The organism is Rhizobium fabae (assembly GCF_003985135.1).
Classification (GTDB): domain Bacteria; phylum Pseudomonadota; class Alphaproteobacteria; order Rhizobiales; family Rhizobiaceae; genus Rhizobium; species Rhizobium pisi.
In genome coordinates this window covers 47,361-65,459 of record NZ_ML133664.1, presented here as the reverse complement: position 1 = coordinate 65,459, position 18,099 = coordinate 47,361, and the positions used below count along the sequence as shown (strand labels likewise).

Here is an 18,099-nt window from a genome sequence, read left to right as displayed (position 1 = left end):
GTTTTCTACAACACGCCGGCCTTTTTCATGTCGTAACGGCCCTAAAAGCTTTTCCCTTCCGATGAAACTTTTGATCCGGGCGTTCCGTACATCCGTAGCAGTTTGAAAGCACACGGACGGGGAACGGCTTCATTGGCAAAGGACGCGGCAAAACCTGTTATCCTTTGGTTTCGCAAGGACTTGCGCCTTGACGACAACAAGGCGCTCAACGCAGCCCATCTCTCCGGGCGGCAGATCATTCCCCTTTATATAGACGAGCCGGAAGCCGCCGGCACCGGTCCGCTGGGCGCCGCCCAGGCCTGGTGGCTGCATCATTCTCTGAAAGCGCTCGACCGATCGCTGAACGAGCGGCGGGGTCGGCTGTTGCTTGCAAGCGGCGAGACGCTTGCAGTGCTCCGCGCCATCATCGAGAAAAGCGGCGCCGAAGCTGTCTTCTGGAACCGGCGCTACGATCCAGCCGGAATCTCCATCGACATCCGGATCAAGCGTGAGCTGGAAAAGCAGGCGATCGAGGCACAAAGCTTTGGCGGCCAGTTGCTGCACGAACCCTCGAGGCTGACGACCGGCGGCGGCACGCCCTATCGCGTCTATACACCGTTCTGGCGGGCGCTGGAGAGCACCGGCGAACCGGAGCAGCCACTGGAGGCACCGTCGAAGCTGCAACTGGCTCAGAAACTTCCGGAATCGGAAACGCTTGATCGTTGGAACCTGCTGCCGAAGAAGCCGGATTGGGCACGGGATTTCGCCGATGTCTGGACGCCGGGCGAGCAAGGTGCGCGGGAGAAGCTCCGGGCCTTTGTCGAGGACAGTCTCGAGGGCTACAAGGAAAACCGCGACTATCCGGCAAAGCCGGCTACGTCGATGCTGTCGCCGCATCTGGCGCTCGGCGAGATCTCCCCCGCGCGCATATGGGATGCGACGCGCGGCCTGTCGAAACGGGTGCCGGCGGCCGATATCGTGCATTTCCGCAAGGAGATCGCCTGGCGCGAATTCTCCTATCATCTGCTCTTCCATTTCCCGCGCCTCGCCTCGGCCAACTGGAACGATCGTTTCGACGATTTCGAATGGCGCAACGACAGCGAGGATTTCGAAGCGTGGCGTCGTGGCATGACCGGCTATCCGATCGTCGACGCCGGCATGCGCCAACTCTGGCGCCACGGCTGGATGCACAATCGCGTTCGCATGATTGTCGCCTCTTTCCTGATCAAGGACCTGATGGTCGACTGGCGCCGGGGCGAGGACTGGTTCCGGGATACGCTCGTCGATGCCGATCCGGCCAACAATGCGGCAAGCTGGCAATGGGTCGCCGGCTCGGGAGCCGACGCCTCGCCGTTCTTCCGCATCTTCAACCCGGTGCTGCAGGGCGAAACCTTCGATCCCGACGGTGACTATGTCAAAACCCACGTGCCGGAGCTTCGGGGACTAGACGCAAAATACATCCATCGGCCGTTCGAGGCGCCGAAGAGCGTCCTCGACGAGGCCGGCGTCATCCTCGGTAAGACCTATCCAAAACCGATCGTCGACCATGCCAGCGCCCGCAACCGTGCGCTCGCGGCCTATAAAGCCATGAAGGATGCCGCATGAACGCGCATTTCCGTGTCCCTCCTCGCCGGTTGAAGATCGCAGTCGTCGGCTCCGGCATCTCGGGTGCCTCCGCAGCCTGGGCGCTAAATCCCGTGCACGACGTTACGCTCTACGAAAGCCAAGCCCGCGCCGGCGGCCATACGGCGACCGTCGACGTGGACTACGACGGTGTTCGGATTGCCGTCGATACCGGCTTCATCGTCTATAACGAACTGAACTACCCGAACCTGACTGCGCTCTTTGCCGAGCTCGGCATCGCCACGCATGCGAGCGACATGAGTTTTTCGCTCTCGCTCGACCACGGCAGGCTGGAATGGAGCGGCGGCGGGCTGTCCTCCATCTTCGCGCAGAAGCTCAACCTGTTGCGACCGTCGTTCCTATGGATGATCCGCGAGATCCTCCGCTTCAACCGTATGTGCCTCGAAGACCGGGCCGCCGGCCATCTCGCCTCGCGCTCGATCGGTGACTATCTCGATTGGCGCGGCTTCTCGCCCGGCTTCACCAACAATTATCTCGTGCCGATGGCGGCGGCCATCTGGTCGACGCCGTCCGCCCGCATGCTGCAGTTTCCGGCCGAGCATTTCGTCAATTTCTTCGACAATCATCGCTTGATCTACCGCCGCCAGCACCAGTGGCGCACGGTGACCGGCGGCAGCCGCACCTATCTCGATCGGCTGCTGCAGCCGCTCGGCGAGCGGGTGAAGCTTTCCTGCGGGGTGCGCGGAGTGGTCCGCGGCGAACAGGGTGTCACGATCTTCGACGAAAGGGGCAGCGAACGCCCGTTCGACAAGGTGATCTTCGCCTGCCATAGCGACCAGACCGCGCGCTTGCTCACAGACGCGACCGATCGGGAACAAAAGCTGCTTGCCGCTATCCCCTACCAGCCGAACCGCGTCGTCCTGCATCGCGACGAGGCGCTGATGCCGCAGCGGCGGAAGGTCTGGGCCTCGTGGAACTATCTGCGCTCCAGCCGCGAGGACGGAAAGGCAAGCGTGGCGGTCACCTATTGGATGAACCGGCTGCAGGGCATCGATCACAAGTTCCCGCTGTTCGTGACGCTCAATCCGGACCGAGAGCCGGATCCCCGCAAGGTGTTTGCGGAATTCACCTACGAGCATCCGCAATTCTCGGCCGAGGCCATGGCGGCGCAGCGGGCGCTCGCCGCCATTCAGGGACAGAACAATTGCCATTTCGCCGGCGCCTGGACGGGATATGGATTCCATGAGGACGGCCTGGTTTCCGGCTTGGCCGCCGCCGAGGCTCTCGGCGGGATCATTCCCTGGCGAACCGCCCGAGCCCCCTGGGAAACGCAACAGGACATAGTGGCATGAGGCGGCAACGAAAAAGACTCGGCGTCAGCACCGCCGACAATGGCCCTCCACCGGATGCCCCGACAGTGCTCTATGTCGGAGAAATCATGCATCAACGGATAAAACCGTTCGGCCATCGCTTCCGCTACCGCGTGTTCTCACTGCTCGTCGATCTCGACAGGCTTGATGAGGCCAACAGGCTGTCGGCTCTGTTTTCCGTCAACCGGCGCAATCTCGTCTCTTTTTATGAAAAGGACCATGCCGATAACGAGGATAAGACGCTGCGCGCCCATGCAGATCGGCTGCTCGCCGCGGCAGGGGTCGAGCGCGCCGAGAGGATACTGCTCGTCTGTTATCCCCGTATTCTCGGCTATGTCTTCAATCCGCTCTCCGTCTACCACGCCTATGATGCCGATGGCGGGCTCATCGCGATGATCTACGAGGTGCGCAACACATTCGGCGAGCGACACAGCTACGTCTGTCCTGTCGGCGATGGCGAAATGGCAGAAGGCGGACTTCGCCAGAGCTGCGACAAGCTCTTCCATGTCTCGCCTTTCATCGGCATGGCGGTGCGCTATCACTTCCGCATGTTGCCGCCGGGCGCGGAAATCCGCTGGCGCATCCTCGAAACCGACTGCGAAGGCCCGCTTCTTTCGGCGACATTTTCCGGACGGCAGGTGCCGTTGACCGGCGCCTCGCTGCTGATGCTGATGGCGCGTTTACCCTTCCTCACTTTCAAGATCGTCGCCGGCATCCATTGGGAAGCGCTGAAATTGTGGCTGAAGGGCGCGCGCTATATCCGACGCCCTTCACCTCCCCCTGACGTCAGCATCCACCGGCCCCGCACGCTTGCGGACGCGGCGGAATAACATTAGCTTTTGACGTAATAGCCGGAGGCGGCCCGAGCACATCGTCACGGATGTGTCGTCGTCCTTAACCGGCAAGAAAATGCTGGAGGAGGAAAGATGAGCAAGGCGCAGGACTGGAATCTGCTGGCCCGCGACGCGGTGACGCTGACGGCCGAAAACATATCCCGTCTGGTGAAAGGGCTGCCGTTCAAGGCGAAACTGGCGCTGCGCGGGCTTCTGCGCATGCAGCACGGCTCGCTTGCAGTAACCCTGCCCGACGGCGGCAGGCTGCTGATCGAGGGCAAGAAAGCCGGGCCGAAAGCGGCGCTCAGCCTCAACAACTGGAACCTCGCCTACCGGGCGCTGACGAGCGGCACGATCGGGGTCGCCGAAACCTATATGGACGGCGACTGGGACAGCCCTGATATCACCGCCTTCCTCGAACTTTTCCTCGTCAACGGCGAAGCCGCGTTCAGCTATGCGCATGGCAAGGGCGGCCTCGGCCGCCTCTTCGAGCGCATCCGCCACTGGATGAACGCCAATACCAAGACGGGCTCGAAGCGTAACATCTCCGCCCATTACGATCTCGGCAATGATTTCTACAGGCAATGGCTCGATCCGAGCATGACCTATTCCTCGGCGCTCTATTCGACCGGGGCCAACGACCTGCAATCGGCGCAGAATGCCAAATACCGCGCGCTCGCCGAGGCGACCGGCATCCGGCCCGGGGATCACGTGCTGGAGATCGGCTGCGGCTGGGGCGGGTTTGCCGAATTCGCCGCAAGCGAGCTGAACTGCAAGGTAACGGGGCTGACGATCAGCCGCGAGCAACTCGCCTTCGCCGAAGAGCGCATCCGCAAGGCAGGCCTCGACGACCGCGTCGAATTCCGCTTCCAGGACTATCGCGACGAAGCAGGGCTCTACGACCGGATCGTCTCGATCGAGATGTTCGAAGCGGTCGGCGAGAAATACTGGCCGTCCTATTTCTCCAAGCTCAGGCAATGTCTGAAACCGGGCGGCAAGGCCGGCCTGCAGATCATCACGATCAAGGACGAGTCCTTCGACCAGTATCGCAGCAATCCCGACTTCATTCAGAAATATGTCTTTCCCGGCGGCATGCTGCCGACGCGCAATCATCTCGCCGAACTCGCCGGCAAGGTCGATCTGTCGCTGGTCAGGGATTTCGGCTTCGGGCTCGATTACGCCCGCACGCTTGCCGAATGGCGCGAGCGCTTCTGGTCGGTCTGGGAACGCATCCGCCCGATGGGCTTCGACGAGCGCTTCAAGCGGCTCTGGGAATTCTATCTGTTCTATTGCGAGGCCGGCTTCCGCGCCCGCAACATCGATGTGCGCCAGGTCGTGTTCTCGCGCAGCTGATCATTCCGCCGGATGCGGTGTCGCCGGATGGTGACCAGCCGTCGACGGCCGCTCCCGCCAGCCGGTCAAGCGGTTCACCAGCGCGAAATAAGCGCCGTAGGGAAGCAGCCGCGCCAGCTTCAGCATGAGGGTGAAGCGCTTCGGGAAGCTGATCTCGAAGGCCTGCGATTTTAATCCGGCGGCAATCTGCCTGGCTGCGTCCTCGGCCGAGACCAGGGCCGGCATCGGAAAAGCATTCCTCCTCGTCGCCGGCGTATCGATAAAGCCGGGGCTGACGAGCTGGATGCGGATACCCATCTTGTCGAGATCGAATTTCAGGCTTTCGGCCATATTGATCAGTGCCGCCTTGGTGGCGCCGTAGGCGGCGCCCGTCGGCAGGCCACCATAGCCGGTGACGGAGGAGACGATGGCGATCTGCCCCTGACCTTTGGCCTTCATATGGCTGATCGCCGGCAACAGGCAGTTGACGACGCCGGACAGATTGACGGCAAAGCTCTTTTCGAAATCGGCGCGGTTCAGATCCTCGGCATGGACCGGCAGATAGACGCCGGCATTGAGGATCGCCATGGCGAGCGTCCCGTGCTCATATTCGATGGAGGCCATGACATGCTCCATGTCCTCGGCATCGGTGACGTCGCCGTCGAGAACGATAATACTGCCGGAAAGGCCGCTGGCCTCGGCCTGCAACTCGACCAGCTTTTCGTGGCTCCTGGCGGTGACGGCGACCTTGTATCCTTCGCCGGCGAGCTTCAACGCGAGCGCCCGGCCGATGCCGGAACTCGCGCCCGAGATCCAGACGATTCCATGTTCGGGACGGGCGATGAAATCACGCATGACATGTTCCTCCAGAACTGCCTATCAATACGAAAACAGGTCCGGAAGTCCCTCTATCCCTCCGGATGTATGGCTCTATCACACCATTGTGGCTGCTTTCAGCCGATCAGGTCGCCGATCATCTGGCGAAGGGATCCCGTGAGCCTGACCGGCCCATCCGAAACGGCAAAAGCGATGCAGGGCCTGTCCTTTTCGGCAACCGGTCGGTGGTCGACCGTCTCGTCGGCAATGGAGATGTCGCCGGGGCCGAAACGGCCGCGTTCATCGTTGAAGGCACCGTCAAGGATCAGGATCAGCTCCATGCCTTTGTGCGTGTGGGCCGGCAGGGCGCGGCCCGGACGGATCCACATCAGGTTGACCTCGCAACCGTCCATGTCGAGTGAATATTCCTTGAAGCCCGGCAACCGCTTGCGCCAGGGCACATCCTCGACCTCGAAGCCGACGAAATCTCGCAATGCCCGTGGAAACAACGTGAGTTTCGGGCGCGCGACGGGCGGCGGCGGGACAGAAGACGCGGAGGCGAAAATTGCCTCTAGCCGCTGCTCCCGGTCCGCAATGGCAACGCCGGGCGCGTTTTCCAAGGCCTCTCCGGCCAGCAGTTCGAGGCCGTTCACAAAGCTGCGATTGTCCGGTTTCATCTCGAGATGGGACTGAACGAGTACGCGCGCCGGCTCGGGCAAGGAGCCGGCGACGTAATGCGCCATCAATGCATCGATTGTGTCGATATGCTCGTGAACCATCCGTCTTTCGGTCACGCCCTGTTATCGCGCTCCGTTTCGCTTTGTCGTCATCCGTACGGGGAAAGTCAATCTTCGGATCACCCCGGCAGGGAGGGCCATACGCCATTTCGGGGATGGAAAGCCAAATTTTATCGCGTCCGCCACGGGCATGGAATAGCATTTCTTGCCAACACAGCCTTGTGAAGGGAAAAGACCGTTCCTAAAGTAAGAGTTCGAAAGAGGCAGATTCTATGACCTTCCATCCCTCCGTCCTCGAAGCCATCGGCAATACGCCACTGATCAAACTCAAGGGCGCCTCCGCGGCGACCGGTTGCACCATTCTCGGCAAGGCGGAGTTCCTGAACCCCGGCCAGTCGGTGAAGGATCGCGCCGCGCTCTACATCATCCGCGACGCCGAGCGGAAGGGACTGCTTCGCCCGGGCGGCGTCATCGTCGAAGGCACGGCCGGCAATACGGGCATCGGGCTGACGCTGGTCGCCAAGGCGCTCGGCTACCGCACCGTCATCGTCATCCCGGAAACGCAGAGTCAGGAAAAGAAGGACGCGCTGAAACTGCTCGGCGCCGAACTCGTCGAAGTGCCCGCCGTTCCCTACAAGAACCCGAACAACTACGTGAAGGTATCCGGGCGGCTCGCCGAGCAGCTGGCGAAAACCGACCCGAACGGCGCGATCTGGGCAAACCAGTTCGATAACGTCGCCAACCGCCAGGCGCATATTGAAACGACCGCGCCGGAAATCTGGAAAGACACAGACGGCAAGGTTGACGGCTTCATCTGCTCCGTCGGCTCCGGCGGCACGCTGGCGGGTGTGGCTGCCGGCCTCAAGGCCCTCAAGCCGGACGTCAAGATCGGCATCGCCGATCCCGACGGCGCCGCTCTCTACGAGTTCTACCAGAACGGCACGCTGAAATCCGAGGGATCCTCGATCACCGAGGGTATTGGCCAGGGCCGCATCACCGCCAATCTCGAAGGTTTCACGCCAGACTTCTCCTATCGGGTTTCCGATGCCGAAGCGCTTCCCTATCTCTTCGACCTCGTCGAGAATGAGGGCCTGTGCCTCGGCGGCTCGACGGCCATCAATATTGCCGGCGCGGTCAAGCTCGCCAGGGATCTCGGACCCGGCCATACGGTGGTGACGATCCTCTGCGACTATGGCAATCGCTATCAGTCGAAGCTCTTCAACCCGGATTTCCTGGCGTCGAAAGGGCTGCCCGTTCCCGGCTGGATGGGCAAATCGCCCGAGATAGACGTTCCCTACGAACCCGCGTGAGCCCCCATGCCCGTCAATGCCCTCTACCGTGACGACTTCTACCTCTCGACCTGCGAGGCGGTTGTCACAGCCGTTCACGAGGACGGGGGCATCGAACTGGACCAGACCTGCTTTTACGCAACGTCAGGCGGCCAGCCGGGCGATACCGGCGAGCTTGAACGCGCCGACGGCACCAAGATTGCACTGGGTCAGACCAAGCACGGCGCGAGCAAGGACATTATCATCCATGTGCCGCTCGACGGCGCACCACGGCCGCAAATCGGCGAGACGCTGGTGCTGCATGTCGACTGGCCGCGCCGCTACAGGCTGATGCGCATGCACACGGCCTGCCACCTTCTTTCCGTCGTCTGCTCCTATCCAATCACCGGGGCAGCCGTCGGCGAAGAGGAAAGCCGCGTCGATTTCGACATGAGCGAGACGATCGACAAGGACGAGGTGACATCAAAGCTGATGGAACTGGTGGATCAAAATCATCGGGTCTATCTGCAATGGATCACTGACGAGGAGCTTGTCGCCAACCCGGATATCGTCAAATCGAAGAACGTGCGCCCGCCGATGGGGCTCGGGCGCGTCAGCCTCGTCTGCATCGGCGAGAACTCCTCGATTGACAGCCAGCCCTGCGGCGGCACACATGTTTCCGAGACGCAGGAAGTCGGCCGAATCCATATCGCCAAGATTGAGAAGAAGGGCAAGGAGAACCGGCGTTTCCGCATCCGCTTCGGCACGCCCGGCGACGAAGCCTGACCATCAAGGGAGACCATCATGAGTGAGACCAAGAGCCGTTTCGTCGTTTCGGCCGACTGGCTGCAGGCCGAACTCGGGAAACCGGACCTGCGGGTTCTGGATGCCTCTTTCTATCTGCCGGCGCAGAAACGCGACGCCGACGCCGAATATGCGGCCGGCCATATTCCCGGCGCCATCCGCTTCGACCAGGACAAGATCGCCGACCATTCGACGTCGCTGCCGCATACCATCCCCTCGCCCGATTATTTCGCCACTGAAGCCGGCAAGCTTGGCATCAGCGAAAATGATCGCATCGTCGTCTATGACGGCATCGGCGTCTTCGCCTCACCGCGCGTCTGGTGGCTGTTCCGGGTCATGGGCGCGAAGAACGTCTTCGTCCTCGACGGCGGTCTCGACGGCTGGAAGGCCGAGGGCCGTCCGCTCGAAACCACAGCACCCAGCCATGCGCCGGCAACCTTCACGCCGAATTTCGACGAAAGCCGCGTGGTGACGCTTCCTGCGATGCGCGACATCGTTTCGAGCGGCGCAATGCAGATCGCCGATGCCCGCAGCGCCGGCCGCTTCGCCGCCGCCGAGCCCGAGCCGCGCCCCGGCATGCGCTCCGGCCATATGCCCGGTGCCCGCAGCCTGCCCTCCGGCGTCTTCGCCAACCAGGGCCGCTTGAAGTCGCTGCCTGAACTCAAGCAGACGATCGAGGATGCCGGTATCGATCTTTCGAAGCCCGTCGTGACCTCCTGCGGTTCCGGAATTACCGCCGCGATCATCACGCTGGCGCTGGAATCGCTCGGTCATCACGACAACAAGCTTTACGACGGCTCGTGGAGCGAATGGGGCAGCCGCGAGGATACGCCCGTCGTTACCGGCCCGCCGACGCCTGATAAAGCCTGATCGCCATGGGGAAAACGCCCGCTTCGCTCAAGGCCCACATCACCCGGCTCGAAATGACGGCGCCGCCGAAGGCGAGCCTGCCGGTGCCTGTCAATATTCAGACGGCGATTATGCGCGCTCCCGGCATACCGCTGCCCTTCTACCGCTACCTCTACCGGCAGGTGGGTGCGCGCTGGCAATGGGTGGACCGCCTGCGCATGGGCGACGAGCAGCTTGCCGAAATGCTGAACGACAAGCGCAACAATATCAGCGTCCTCTATGTGAACGGCGCTCCGGCCGGCTTCTACGAATATTTCTGCGGGGACGAGGATACGATCGAGCTTAGCCATTTCGGCTTGATCGAACATGCGCTTGGCCTCGGCATCGGCAAATGGTTCATGCTGCAGGCGCTTTACGCCATCTGGTCCCTCAACCCGAAGCGCGTTACCACCACCACCAACAATCTCGACCATCCGCGCGCGCTGCAGCTCTACCAGATGTTCGGCTTCTCCCCGGTGTCCACAGGCACTGGCATCGTCCGTCCGCTCAGCGACAAGGAGCTTCTGGAGATGGCGCGGAAAAGCTGACGACTGCCGTCCGACGTAGTTGGAGGTAACTAACGCTGCGTCAGGCTGTTCGGGCGGCGCGGATCGTTGCGGCGCTCGAAATCGAGCGTGCGGCCCGACTGCTCCTTCAGTTCGGCCACTTCCCGGCGTAGCGCCCTGAGTTCTTCCAGTATCTCTGCGTTCTGTTGCGCCAGCAGCGCGAGATCGACGTCGGCCAAGGGCTTCTCCTTTTGCTTTGCAGCTTCGCAAGAAACGGGTGGCTTACACGATGATCCGGGTACATTTCATGGCAATCACAAAGGAGATTTGCCATGACCACCTTACGTTTTGTCGCCATGCCGACCACCGATGCCGGACACCTCTGGAACGGTGGACGCGACGCCTATGACCGGCTTCCCGAGATTATGGTGTCCGATGGCCCGGGTCATCCCTGCCGCCATTGCCTCGATAATATCGATGAGGGCGAAGAACTGCTGGTCTTCGCTTATCGGCCCTTCCCGGAATTGCAGCCCTATGCCGAAACCGGACCGATCTTCCTGCACAAGCAGCCTTGCCGGCGCTATGCCGCCGAAGAGATCCTGCCGCCGGTGCTGACAACCAGTCCGGACTTCATTCTCCGCGGCTACAATGAGGACAACCGGATCGTCTATGGCACCGGCGCAGTGACCCTTATCGGCGAGATTGCGTCCTATAGCGAGAAGCTGCTGGCGCGGCCCGATATCGCCTATGTGCATGTGCGTTCGGCGCGCAACAACTGCTTCCAGTGCCGGATCGACAAGGTAAAGGCGCCGGCCCTTGCGGAGACCGACGCCTGACCTAGAGTCAGGAAGCTTACGCTACGTTGAGTACGCTCTCGGGCGCGAAGGCCTCGTAGCCGAGCGCCTCGGCGACCGGCTTGCTGGTGATGCGGCCCTTATGCACGTTGAGACCGTTTCTCAGATGTTTGTCTTCGGCGATGGCACGCAGGCCGCGATCGGCAAGCGCGAGACCATGGACCAGCGTGGCATTGTTCAGCGCGTGCGCCGAGGTGACCGGGACTGCGCCCGGCATGTTGGCGACGCAATAATGCACGACGCCGTCGACCTCATAGGTCGGATCGGAATGAGTCGTCGCATGGGAGGTCTCGAAGCAGCCGCCCTGGTCGATGGCAACGTCAACGATGACGGCACCCTTCTTCATGCCGGAAAGCATCTCGCGGGTAACAAGCTTCGGAGCGGCAGCGCCGGGGATCAGCACGGCGCCGATGATGAGATCGGCCGAAAAGACCTCCTCCTCCAGCGCCTGGATGCTGGAATAGCGGGTATGGACGCGGCCTGCGAAGATATCGTCGAGCTGGCGCAGGCGCGGCAGCGACCTGTCGAGGATGCTGACATCGGCGCCGAGGCCGGCAGCCATCCTGGCCGCATGCAGGCCGACGACGCCGCCGCCGATGACGGCCACCTTGGCCGGCAATACGCCGGGCACGCCGCCGAGCAGGACGCCGAGGCCGCCATTGGCCTTCTGCAGCGCGGTCGCTCCCGCCTGGATCGACAGGCGTCCTGCGACTTCCGACATCGGCGCCAGCAGCGGCAGGCCGCCGCGATCGTCGGTCACCGTCTCATATGCGATCGCGGTGACGCCGGAGGCGATGAGACCCTTGGTCTGCTCGGGATCGGGGGCCAGATGCAGATAGGTATAGAGAAGCTGGCCGTCGCGGAGCTGCACCCATTCGGATGGCTGCGGCTCCTTGACCTTGACGATCATGTCGCACTTTTCGAAGATATCCTTGGCGGAAGCGGCGATCTTTGCGCCAGCCGCGGCATAGGCGGCATCATCGGCGCCGATGCCGGCGCCCGCCTTGGTTTCCACCCAGATCTCATGACCATGGGCGACATATTCACGAACCGAAGCCGGCGTCAGGCCGACACGATATTCATGGTTCTTGATTTCCTTCGGGCAACCGACACGCATTCGCGTTCCTCTCATTTTGTCTCCGCGGTCGCGGATCTCCTCAGACGATGAATCCAACCACCAAGGCTGCGAAATGTCCTTGCAAAGACGATTTGCGCGGATGCGTTTTTTCGGCGATTATTGCGCCATCTCTACTATTTTTCGAAAGTTCTTCGAATGGCCGATCTCGATACCATCGATCTTGCGATTCTGAAGGTGCTGCAGGCCAATGCCCGCATCACCAACGCCGAGCTCGCCGAAAAGATCGGGCTTTCGCCGTCGGCCTGTTCGCGCCGGCTCGACATCCTGGAGCGAAGCGGCGTCATCGGCGGTTATCATGCACGGCTTTCGCACAAGGCGCTCGACTACAAGATGATCGCCATCGTGCATATTTCGCTCTCCGGCCAGTTTGCCAAGACGCTGGCAGAATTCGAGGCGGCGGTGAAGCTCTGCCCGAACGTGCTCGTCTGCTATCTGATGTCAGGCGAATACGACTACATTCTGCGGGTCGCCGCCCGCGACCTCGAGGATTATGAGCGCATTCACCGCGACTGGCTGTCGGCCCTTCCCCATGTGGTCAAGATCAATTCCAGCTTCGCGCTCAGGGAAATCATCGACAGGCCGAATGTCGGGCTTTGAGACCTTGCATATTCTAGGAAAGCCTGCCCAGACTTTCGGCGCGCGCGGGCGTTTCCCGCTTACTGGCACGTCATGACATCGAAGACCCAAGGCTATATTTTCGCTCTGCTGGCGATCACCATTTTCTCTTTGCAGGACGCGATCTCGAAACATCTGGCATCGACCTATCCGCCGATCTTCGTAACGATGATCCGCTACTGGGCCTTCGCGATTTTCACAGTCCTTCTCGCTTCGAAGATGCGCGGCGGCCTCAAGGCGACGGCTCGCACCAAACGCCCCTTCCTCCAGGTGACGCGCGGCGTCCTGCTTGCGATCCAGGTGGTTCTGGCCATCACCTGTTTTGCGATAATCGGGCTTGCCCGTTCACAGGCGATCTTTTCCGCGACGCCGATCCTCATCGCGCTGCTAGCGATGCCGATCCTCGGCGAGCGGGTCGGGTGGCGGCGATGGGCAGCAATCGGCGCCGGACTTTTCGGAGTACTGCTGATCCTGAAGCCAGAAGGCGAGTTTTTCGACGTGAAGCTGCTTCTCGCCATCATTTCCTGCTTCAACTTCGCCTTCTATGTTATCGCCACCCGTCTTGTCAGCCGCGACGATTCGTCGATGACCAGCTTCTTCTATACCGGCGTCGTCGGCGCCATCATCATGACTACCATCGGGCCTTTCTACTGGAGCTGGATGTCGGCGGGCGACTGGGGATGGATGGCGGTCGTCTGCATGACTAGCATTTCCAGCCATTATTTCCTGATCCGCGCCTATGATCTTCTCGATGCCGCCGCCGTCCAGCCGCTGACCTATCTGTCGCTCGTCTATGCCTCGATCATCGGCGTGACGATCTATGGTGAAACGCTCAGTCTCAACATGATCATCGGCTCGGCGATCGTGGTCGCCGCCGGCATCTTCACAGTCTGGCGCGAGCATGTGGTGGGACGCAGAATCGCCGCCGCCACCAACTGACGTTTCACTGCAATTTTAGCCAAGCCCCTAAAACCATTTCAATTTTCAGCCGTTATGCTGTCCCGGCGATGTCCAAGGGAGACAGTATGACCCGCAACCTGAAAATTACGGCCCGAAAGGCCGACCGGCAAAACTGCCGTGTCTTCGGCAATATGAAATATCTGAACAGCGAGGTGGCTGTCCGCATTCTCAACCTGTCGGCAACAGGCGCCGCCCTGGAAACCAAGGGACCGGTCCACGCCGCCTCCGGCAGCAAGGTGCGGATCGAAGCGGAGAACCTCGGAATGCTCGAAGGCATCATCCGCTGGAAACATAACGGCCGCGTCGGCATCCAGTTCGACATCAATTCGAATGCGCGAGCGCAGGTCTCCTCCTATTTCCGCTTTTTCCATAAGGAAATACGGCCGGTCCTGGCGGTCCGCCATTTGGTGCGACCAACGGCCAGCGTCGAGCGCACGCCTCACCTGGCGACGTCGACGCTGAAATCGTAAGGCTGCACCGCCTTTGCGCCGAAGGAGCGGCTGAGATCGTTCCAGTAGCTGCGGTTGACGTTGACATCGAGAGTGACCGGGCCTTGGGTCTGCGGCAGCTTGGCGCCGAGGCTCCTGACGTCGATGGCGGCGCTGTTGGCGTTGGCGCCGGACAGCACGATCGTCTCCGTCCCCAGGGGCACGTTGACGGCGCCAGGCGCCGCGTTCGCTGAAAGGGGCTCGCTTGATATGATCTGGCCGTCACCGCTCAGGAATTTGATATCGCAGGTCTGGCATTCGCCCTGCGTCCAGCCGGGGTTGACCTTCAGTTCGACACGGGGCGGCAGCGAGCGATCGCCATCCTGTGCGTAAGCCGCGCCGACGATGGAAAACAGGCTGGCGGATGGAGTGATCTCGATCGGCTTCGGGTTAACTGAACTGCCTTGCGCCGCAGCCATGATGAGAGCCGGAGCGCCGATGCCGAGAAGAAGCGCCTTCTGCAGCTGCTGCTCGCGGTAGATCAGCGCGATCGCGGCGCCGATAACAAAAAAGACCGAAATGGCGCCGAGCGCGCAGGCAACAGAAATCCAAGGATTTGCCGTCGTCGTCAGCCATTTCTCGACATCGCCGCTGTAAAGCGCCTGCGCCTTATCAACCAGACTGGGCGCGGTGCCCCCGAAACCTCCAACCGCAGCGATAACGACCCTGTTCATGATCCCGTCCCCCTGGATTTCAGCGGGAGGACTGTACCATAAATTGCATTTCAAGACCACATCGCCTCGCCGGTCGATTGTTTTGCCGTTCTGTCATTTTCGCAGTGTACTCCTCGCCAAATCGTCCTAATTCTGACGTGCCGGACGATGCAGATCTTTGAAGGAGAAGTTTCCATGTCTTCCATTTTCGACGTTGGTGTCATGAGCCGCCGTTCGCTTCTTGGCGGCCTCGCCGCCACCTCCGCCCTGGTGCTGCTGCACCCATTCAGCGCGCGCGCCAGCGCCAACCAGGCGCATCTCCGGCTGATGGAAACGACGGACATTCATGTCAACGTCTTCCCTTATGACTATTATGCCGACAAGCCGAACGATACGATGGGCCTCGCGCGCACCGGGACGATCATCGACAATATCCGCGCGGAAGCCGTCAACTCGCTGCTGATCGACAATGGTGACGTGCTGCAGGGCAATCCGATGGGCGACTACATGGCCTACCAGCACGGTATGAAGGACGGCGACGTCCATCCCGTCATCAAGGCGATGAACACGCTCGGCTATTCGGTCGGCACGCTCGGCAATCACGAGTTCAATTACGGCCTCGACTTCATGTTCAAGGTGCTGTCCGGCGCCAACTTCCCCTTTGTTTGCGCCAATCTGACCAAGGGCCAGCTCGCCTCGAACCCCAAGCAGGACGACCTCTTCTTCAAGCCCTACGTCATCTTGGAAAAACAGATCAAGGACGGCGCCGGCAATGAGAGCCCCGTCAAGATCGGTTTCATCGGCTTCGTGCCGCCGCAGATCATGCTCTGGGATATCAAGAATCTCGAAGGCAAGGCGCAGACGCGCGACATCGTCGAGGCCGCCAAGGCCTGGGTTCCCGCCATGAAGGAAGCCGGCGCCGATATCGTCATCGCTCTCTCCCATTCCGGCATCGACGGCGCAGCACCCTCCGAAAAGATGGAAAACGCCTCGCTGCACCTTGCCGCGGTCGACGGGATCGATGCGATCTTCACCGGCCACCAGCATCTCGTCTTCCCCGGACCGAAGAGCTGGGACGGCATTGCCAATGCCGATCCGGTCAAGGGCACGCTGCACGGCAAACCGGCCGTGATGGCCGGCTTCTGGGGCTCGCATCTCGGCCTTATCGACCTGCTCCTGGAAAAGGACGGCAGCAGCTGGAAGATCGTCGACTTTACCTCGGAAGCGCGGCCGATCTATCATCGCGACGACAAGAAGAAGGTGGTTGCCGACTACGCCGACAAGAAAGAGGTGGTTGAAGCCGCCAAGGCCGAGCACGAGGCGACGCTTGCCTATGTCCGCACGCCCGTCGGCAAGACGTCCGCGCCGCTCTACTCCTACTTCGCACTCGTCGCCGACGATCCTTCCGTGCAGATCGTCAGCCAAGCCCAGACCTGGTACATCAAGCAGATGCTCGCCGACACCAAGTACAAGGATCTGCCAGTGCTTTCGGCCGCAGCTCCCTTCAAGGCCGGTGGGCGCGGTGGTGCGGAATATTATACCGACGTTCCGGCCGGCGATATCGCCATCAAGAACGTCGCCGATCTCTACCTCTATCCGAACACCGTGCAGGCCGTCGTCATTACCGGCGAGCAGGTGAAGAACTGGTTGGAAATGTCGGCCGGCATGTTCAACCAGGTGGAGGCTGGCGCCAAGGACGCCGCGCTGCTCAACAACGATTTTCCGTCCTACAATTTCGACGTCATCGACGGCGTCACCTACCAGATCGACCTGTCGCAGCCGCGCAAATATGACAATGACGGCAAGCCGATCAATCCGACGTCGAACCGCATCCAGAATCTGGCTTTCGGCGGCAAACCAATCGATCCCACCCAGAAATTCGTTGTCGTCACCAACAATTACCGCGCCGGCGGCGGCGGCAATTTCCCGGAAATTGCCGCGGACAAGGTGATCTTCCAGGCGCCGGACACCAACCGCGACGTGATCGTGCGCTATGTCCACGATCAGGGCACGATCAATCCGTCGGCCGACGCAAACTGGACCTTCAAGCCGCTGCCGGGCACGACGGCGACTTTCGAAAGCGGCCCGAAGGCAAAGCAGTTCCTTGCTGCGGTCAAGAGCGTCAAGATCGAGGAAGCCGGCGAAGGGGCCGACGGCTTCTCAAAATTCAGGCTGGTTCTGTAAACCGAGGAAATTCAGGCGGGCGCGGTATCCGCGCCTGCCTTATTCCGCCGCAAGCGGCATACCGGGTTCGTGCAGCTCCGCGATCCGCGCATGGAAATCGGCCTGGTTCGGACAGGCGGAAAGCCTGGTGCGGAACGCGTCGATCATCCAGGCGGCGGCAGGCCCGGGTGGGTTGGCAAGCCGGCGCATCGAATAGATGCCATACTCTCCCTGTTCGTAGGCCTCCAAATCGAGATGAACGAGAGCGCCGCTCACGAGATCGTCACGGATGAGCGAAGCGGGAAGGCCGCCCCAGCCAAGGCCGGCTTTGATGAGCTGATGCTTCGTCGCAATATCGCTGACGCGCCATGTCTTGTAGGACAGAACGTTGAAATCGCGCCCCTTCGTCAGGCCCGAGGCATCGGTCACGACGAGTTGCACTTCCTCGCGCACGTCGCCGAGCATGAGCGGCCGCTCGAGCGCGGCAAGCGGATGGTTGCGCGCGGCAACGGGTAACATGAAGGAATGGCCGATCCGCTCGGTGACGACCGAATCGTCCTGTCTCAGGACCGCGCCGCCGATCCCGATCGTCGCCTTACCACTCAGCACAAGATCCATGACCATTCCGAGTTCGCCGACGTAGAGGTTCAACGAAACGGACGGGAACATATCGCGGAACTCCCGCAGAACGTCCACCACCGCCTGCGAAGGGACCATGACGCTGATGGCGACGGAAACCTCCGCTTCGAGCCCTTCCTTCAGGCTCTTGACGCGTGCCCGCATGACCTGCAGGTCGCCCAAAATGCGGCGCGCATCCTCCAGCATCGCCCTGCCCGCTTCCGTCAGCTTCGGCTGGCGCGCACCGGAGCGCTCGAAAAGCGGCACTTCGAGCTGTGCCTCCAGATTGGCGATCGTGTAGCTGACAACCGATTGCGCACGGTTCAGCACCCGCGAAGCGGCCGAGAAACTGCCGGTCTCGGCAACAGTCAGAAACACTTGCAATTGGTCCAGAGTCGGGTTCGGAAGCATCTATCATCCATTCCATCGATAATTTCGATCGACATTATCACCGTTTTTTCGATAGCAGGCCAGACCTATTTTCCTCATCGAC

19 protein-coding genes are annotated in these 18,099 nt (G+C 61.3%); 13 read left to right on the top strand and 6 right to left on the bottom strand.

Annotation, left to right across the window (positions count from 1 at the left end; translation table 11 throughout):
- Positions 1 to 132 precede the first annotated feature (132 nt).
- From EFB14_RS30355 to EFB14_RS30340, 4 genes are all read left to right on the top strand, one after another.
- Entirely contained in the window at positions 133 to 1,584 is a 1,452-nt protein-coding gene (locus EFB14_RS30355) for a cryptochrome/photolyase family protein (protein WP_126830371.1), read from the top strand.
- On the top strand, positions 1,581 to 2,915 hold the full coding sequence (locus EFB14_RS30350) for an NAD(P)/FAD-dependent oxidoreductase (protein WP_126830369.1): 1,335 nt from the start codon (positions 1,581 to 1,583) through the stop codon (positions 2,913 to 2,915). Before EFB14_RS30355 ends, EFB14_RS30350 begins: the two co-directional genes overlap by 4 nt.
- Complete coding sequence (locus EFB14_RS30345) at positions 2,912 to 3,763, top strand: DUF1365 domain-containing protein (protein WP_126830367.1); 852 nt, start codon at positions 2,912 to 2,914, stop codon at positions 3,761 to 3,763. The genes EFB14_RS30350 and EFB14_RS30345 overlap by 4 nt, the downstream gene beginning before the upstream one ends.
- 96 nt (positions 3,764 to 3,859) lie before the next feature.
- A complete protein-coding gene (locus EFB14_RS30340) occupies positions 3,860 to 5,119 on the top strand; it encodes an SAM-dependent methyltransferase (RefSeq protein ID WP_126830365.1) in 1,260 nt (419 codons plus the stop codon).
- Here the strand turns inward: EFB14_RS30340 and EFB14_RS30335 are convergent, their stop codons facing one another.
- Together EFB14_RS30335 and EFB14_RS30330 are read right to left on the bottom strand one after the other, a co-directional pair.
- A complete protein-coding gene (locus EFB14_RS30335; RefSeq protein ID WP_126830363.1) occupies positions 5,120 to 5,953 on the bottom strand; it encodes an SDR family NAD(P)-dependent oxidoreductase in 834 nt (277 codons plus the stop codon).
- A 98-nt stretch (positions 5,954 to 6,051) separates the two neighbouring features.
- Positions 6,052 to 6,708 (bottom strand): ChrR family anti-sigma-E factor, encoded by a 657-nt coding sequence (locus tag EFB14_RS30330; protein WP_183605227.1) that lies wholly within the window; start codon positions 6,706 to 6,708, stop codon positions 6,052 to 6,054.
- 215 nt (positions 6,709 to 6,923) lie between these two features.
- On the opposite strand from EFB14_RS30330, the gene EFB14_RS30325 reads away from it, so the two are divergent.
- From EFB14_RS30325 to EFB14_RS30310, 4 genes are read left to right on the top strand one after another with little or no spacing between them, the layout of a single operon-like run.
- On the top strand, positions 6,924 to 7,961 hold the full coding sequence (locus EFB14_RS30325; protein ID WP_126830361.1) for a cysteine synthase A: 1,038 nt from the start codon (positions 6,924 to 6,926) through the stop codon (positions 7,959 to 7,961).
- A gap of 6 nt (positions 7,962 to 7,967) precedes the next feature.
- Positions 7,968 to 8,705, top strand: coding sequence for an alanyl-tRNA editing protein (locus EFB14_RS30320; RefSeq protein WP_126830359.1), 738 nt, complete (start codon positions 7,968 to 7,970; stop codon positions 8,703 to 8,705).
- Positions 8,706 to 8,723: 18 nt separating this feature from the next.
- Positions 8,724 to 9,593 carry a 3-mercaptopyruvate sulfurtransferase gene (sseA, locus tag EFB14_RS30315; RefSeq protein ID WP_126830357.1) on the top strand — a complete coding sequence of 290 codons (870 nt, stop codon included), beginning with the start codon at positions 8,724 to 8,726 and terminating at the stop codon, positions 9,591 to 9,593.
- A 5-nt stretch (positions 9,594 to 9,598) separates the two neighbouring features.
- Entirely contained in the window at positions 9,599 to 10,159 is a 561-nt protein-coding gene (locus EFB14_RS30310) for a GNAT family N-acetyltransferase (RefSeq protein WP_125845032.1), read from the top strand.
- A 29-nt stretch (positions 10,160 to 10,188) separates the two neighbouring features.
- Here the strand turns inward: EFB14_RS30310 and EFB14_RS33135 are convergent, their stop codons facing one another.
- A complete protein-coding gene (locus EFB14_RS33135) occupies positions 10,189 to 10,356 on the bottom strand; it encodes a hypothetical protein (protein ID WP_164735956.1) in 168 nt (55 codons plus the stop codon).
- A gap of 93 nt (positions 10,357 to 10,449) precedes the next feature.
- Between EFB14_RS33135 and EFB14_RS30305 the strand changes: the two genes are divergently transcribed.
- Entirely contained in the window at positions 10,450 to 10,953 is a 504-nt protein-coding gene (locus EFB14_RS30305; RefSeq protein ID WP_126830355.1) for a DUF1203 domain-containing protein, read from the top strand.
- Between the two features lie 16 nt (positions 10,954 to 10,969).
- Here the strand turns inward: EFB14_RS30305 and ald are convergent, their stop codons facing one another.
- Complete coding sequence (gene ald, locus EFB14_RS30300) at positions 10,970 to 12,088, bottom strand: alanine dehydrogenase (RefSeq protein WP_126830409.1); 1,119 nt, start codon at positions 12,086 to 12,088, stop codon at positions 10,970 to 10,972.
- Between the two features lie 156 nt (positions 12,089 to 12,244).
- On the opposite strand from ald, the gene EFB14_RS30295 reads away from it, so the two are divergent.
- The 3 genes from EFB14_RS30295 (at position 12,245) to EFB14_RS30285 (ending at position 14,154) form a co-directional block, all read left to right on the top strand.
- Positions 12,245 to 12,706, top strand: a complete 462-nt coding sequence (locus EFB14_RS30295; protein ID WP_003587050.1) for an Lrp/AsnC family transcriptional regulator — start codon at positions 12,245 to 12,247, stop codon at positions 12,704 to 12,706.
- 72 nt (positions 12,707 to 12,778) lie between these two features.
- Entirely contained in the window at positions 12,779 to 13,663 is an 885-nt protein-coding gene (locus tag EFB14_RS30290) for a DMT family transporter (RefSeq protein ID WP_126830353.1), read from the top strand.
- Between the two features lie 86 nt (positions 13,664 to 13,749).
- Positions 13,750 to 14,154, top strand: a complete 405-nt coding sequence (locus EFB14_RS30285; protein ID WP_126830351.1) for a PilZ domain-containing protein — start codon at positions 13,750 to 13,752, stop codon at positions 14,152 to 14,154.
- On the opposite strand, the gene EFB14_RS30280 is transcribed toward EFB14_RS30285, so the two are convergent.
- Complete coding sequence (locus EFB14_RS30280) at positions 14,124 to 14,846, bottom strand: hypothetical protein (protein ID WP_126830349.1); 723 nt, start codon at positions 14,844 to 14,846, stop codon at positions 14,124 to 14,126. The genes EFB14_RS30285 and EFB14_RS30280 overlap by 31 nt on opposite strands.
- A 174-nt stretch (positions 14,847 to 15,020) precedes the next feature.
- On the opposite strand from EFB14_RS30280, the gene EFB14_RS30275 reads away from it, so the two are divergent.
- Positions 15,021 to 17,009 (top strand): bifunctional 2',3'-cyclic-nucleotide 2'-phosphodiesterase/3'-nucleotidase, encoded by a 1,989-nt coding sequence (locus EFB14_RS30275; RefSeq protein ID WP_126830347.1) that lies wholly within the window; start codon positions 15,021 to 15,023, stop codon positions 17,007 to 17,009.
- A 39-nt stretch (positions 17,010 to 17,048) separates the two neighbouring features.
- Here the strand turns inward: EFB14_RS30275 and EFB14_RS30270 are convergent, their stop codons facing one another.
- Entirely contained in the window at positions 17,049 to 18,017 is a 969-nt protein-coding gene (locus EFB14_RS30270) for a LysR family transcriptional regulator (RefSeq protein WP_126830345.1), read from the bottom strand.
- Positions 18,018 to 18,099 lie beyond the last annotated feature (82 nt).